The organism is Acinetobacter sp. 12966 (genome assembly GCF_031196995.1).
GTDB lineage: Bacteria > Pseudomonadota > Gammaproteobacteria > Pseudomonadales > Moraxellaceae > Acinetobacter > Acinetobacter geminorum.
In genome coordinates this window covers 1-239 of the sequence record NZ_JAVIMC010000019.1, presented here as the reverse complement: position 1 = coordinate 239, position 239 = coordinate 1, and the positions used below count along the sequence as shown (strand labels likewise).

1 pseudogene is annotated in these 239 nt (G+C 35.6%); it reads right to left on the bottom strand.

What is annotated here, in order from left to right:
* A pseudogene (locus tag RFW85_RS03395) lies at window positions 1-239 on the bottom strand (hypothetical protein); the annotation flags it as partial.

Sequence of the window (239 nt, the reverse complement as noted above, 5' to 3'; positions counted from 1 at the left end):
AATAAACCAAGGTAAATCCCTTGCCCCATTGGATAATCCATAAAGAACGTGAATACAATACCTGTAATTAGTGCCATATAAGCATATAAAGGTACAGAAAGTAAGGCTAAACCTATATTACCGCCTTCACGTTTTGGTGGAGGTGAAACAAATAGTTGATACAGACTAATTAAGGTCAGAACAACAAACAGAATCATCCATATCCAGTAAATCGTTACTGTTTCATAAGTAGGTGTTAC